The sequence below is a fragment of the Pseudomonas sp. GQ91 genome, from assembly GCF_059758795.1.
In genome coordinates this window covers 1-3,061 of the sequence record NZ_JCAXED010000032.1, presented here as the reverse complement: position 1 = coordinate 3,061, position 3,061 = coordinate 1, and the positions used below count along the sequence as shown (strand labels likewise).

Genomic DNA, 3,061 nt, shown 5'->3' with positions numbered 1-3,061 from the left:
ACGTTACTTTCACTGGTAACGGATCAGGCTAAGGTAAAATTTGTGTGTGGCTCTTAATTGAGCCTGCGAATTTTCGGCGAATGTTGTCTTCACAGTATAACCAGATTGCTTGGGGTTATATGGTCAAGTGAAGAAGCGCATACGGTGGATGCCTTGGCAGTCAGAGGCGATGAAAGACGTGGTAGCCTGCGAAAAGCTTCGGGGAGTCGGCAAACAGACTTTGATCCGGAGATGTCTGAATGGGGGAACCCAGCCATCATAAGATGGTTATCTTGTACTGAATACATAGGTGCAAGAGGCGAACCAGGGGAACTGAAACATCTAAGTACCCTGAGGAAAAGAAATCAACCGAGATTCCCTTAGTAGTGGCGAGCGAACGGGGACTAGCCCTTAAGTGGCTTTGAGATTAGCGGAACGCTCTGGAAAGTGCGGCCATAGTGGGTGATAGCCCTGTACGCGAAAATCTCTTAGTCATGAAATCGAGTAGGACGGAGCACGAGAAACTTTGTCTGAATATGGGGGGACCATCCTCCAAGGCTAAATACTACTGACTGACCGATAGTGAACTAGTACCGTGAGGGAAAGGCGAAAAGAACCCCGGAGAGGGGAGTGAAATAGATCCTGAAACCGTATGCGTACAAGCAGTGGGAGCAGACTTTGTTCTGTGACTGCGTACCTTTTGTATAATGGGTCAGCGACTTATTTTCAGTGGCGAGCTTAACCGAATAGGGGAGGCGTAGCGAAAGCGAGTCTTAATAGGGCGTCTAGTCGCTGGGAATAGACCCGAAACCGGGCGATCTATCCATGGGCAGGTTGAAGGTTGGGTAACACTAACTGGAGGACCGAACCGACTACCGTTGAAAAGTTAGCGGATGACCTGTGGATCGGAGTGAAAGGCTAATCAAGCTCGGAGATAGCTGGTTCTCCTCGAAAGCTATTTAGGTAGCGCCTCATGTATCACTGTAGGGGGTAGAGCACTGTTTCGGCTAGGGGGTCATCCCGACTTACCAAACCGATGCAAACTCCGAATACCTACAAGTGCCGAGCATGGGAGACACACGGCGGGTGCTAACGTCCGTCGTGAAAAGGGAAACAACCCAGACCGTCAGCTAAGGTCCCAAAGTTATGGTTAAGTGGGAAACGATGTGGGAAGGCTTAGACAGCTAGGAGGTTGGCTTAGAAGCAGCCACCCTTTAAAGAAAGCGTAATAGCTCACTAGTCGAGTCGGCCTGCGCGGAAGATGTAACGGGGCTCAAACCATACACCGAAGCTACGGGTATCACCTTCGGGTGATGCGGTAGAGGAGCGTTCTGTAAGCCTGTGAAGGTGAGTTGAGAAGCTTGCTGGAGGTATCAGAAGTGCGAATGCTGACATGAGTAACGACAATGGGTGTGAAAAACACCCACGCCGAAAGACCAAGGTTTCCTGCGCAACGTTAATCGACGCAGGGTTAGTCGGTCCCTAAGGCGAGGCTGAAAAGCGTAGTCGATGGAAAACAGGTTAATATTCCTGTACTTCTGGTTATTGCGATGGAGGGACGGAGAAGGCTAGGCCAGCTTGGCGTTGGTTGTCCAAGTTTAAGGTGGTAGGCTGAGATCTTAGGTAAATCCGGGATCTTAAGGCCGAGAGCTGATGACGAGTCATCTTTTAGATGACGAAGTGGTTGATGCCATGCTTCCAAGAAAAGCTTCTAAGCTTCAGGTAACCAGGAACCGTACCCCAAACCGACACAGGTGGTTGGGTAGAGAATACCAAGGCGCTTGAGAGAACTCGGGTGAAGGAACTAGGCAAAATGGCACCGTAACTTCGGGAGAAGGTGCGCCGGTGAGGGTGAAGGACTTGCTCCGTAAGCTCATGCCGGTCGAAGATACCAGGCCGCTGCGACTGTTTATTAAAAACACAGCACTCTGCAAACACGAAAGTGGACGTATAGGGTGTGACGCCTGCCCGGTGCCGGAAGGTTAATTGATGGGGTTAGCTAACGCGAAGCTCTTGATCGAAGCCCCGGTAAACGGCGGCCGTAACTATAACGGTCCTAAGGTAGCGAAATTCCTTGTCGGGTAAGTTCCGACCTGCACGAATGGCGTAACGATGGCGGCGCTGTCTCCACCCGAGACTCAGTGAAATTGAAATCGCTGTGAAGATGCAGTGTATCCGCGGCTAGACGGAAAGACCCCGTGAACCTTTACTATAGCTTTGCACTGGACTTTGAATTTGCTTGTGTAGGATAGGTGGGAGGCTTTGAAGCGTGGACGCCAGTCTGCGTGGAGCCAACCTTGAAATACCACCCTGGCAACTTTGAGGTTCTAACTCAGGTCCGTTATCCGGATCGAGGACAGTGTATGGTGGGTAGTTTGACTGGGGCGGTCTCCTCCTAAAGAGTAACGGAGGAGTACGAAGGTGCGCTCAGACCGGTCGGAAATCGGTCGTAGAGTATAAAGGCAAAAGCGCGCTTGACTGCGAGACAGACACGTCGAGCAGGTACGAAAGTAGGTCTTAGTGATCCGGTGGTTCTGTATGGAAGGGCCATCGCTCAACGGATAAAAGGTACTCCGGGGATAACAGGCTGATACCGCCCAAGAGTTCATATCGACGGCGGTGTTTGGCACCTCGATGTCGGCTCATCACATCCTGGGGCTGAAGCCGGTCCCAAGGGTATGGCTGTTCGCCATTTAAAGTGGTACGCGAGCTGGGTTTAGAACGTCGTGAGACAGTTCGGTCCCTATCTGCCGTGGACGTTTGAGATTTGAGAGGGGCTGCTCCTAGTACGAGAGGACCGGAGTGGACGAACCTCTGGTGTTCCGGTTGTCACGCCAGTGGCATTGCCGGGTAGCTATGTTCGGAATAGATAACCGCTGAAAGCATCTAAGCGGGAAACTAGCCTCAAGATGAGATCTCACTGGAACCTTGAGTTCCCTGAAGGGCCGTCGAAGACTACGACGTTGATAGGTTGGGTGTGTAAGCGCTGTGAGGCGTTGAGCTAACCAATACTAATTGCCCGTGAGGCTTGACCATATAACACCCAAGCAATTTGCGTCGGCTCTCTAATCCAGAGCAACCA

The 3,061-nt window shown here is 51.5% G+C and carries 1 rRNA gene; it reads left to right on the top strand.

The features are described from left to right. Positions 1-121 precede the first annotated feature (121 nt). Positions 122-3,015: ribosomal RNA gene (locus tag AC6CIA_RS26215) — 23S ribosomal RNA — on the top strand. Positions 3,016-3,061 lie beyond the last annotated feature (46 nt).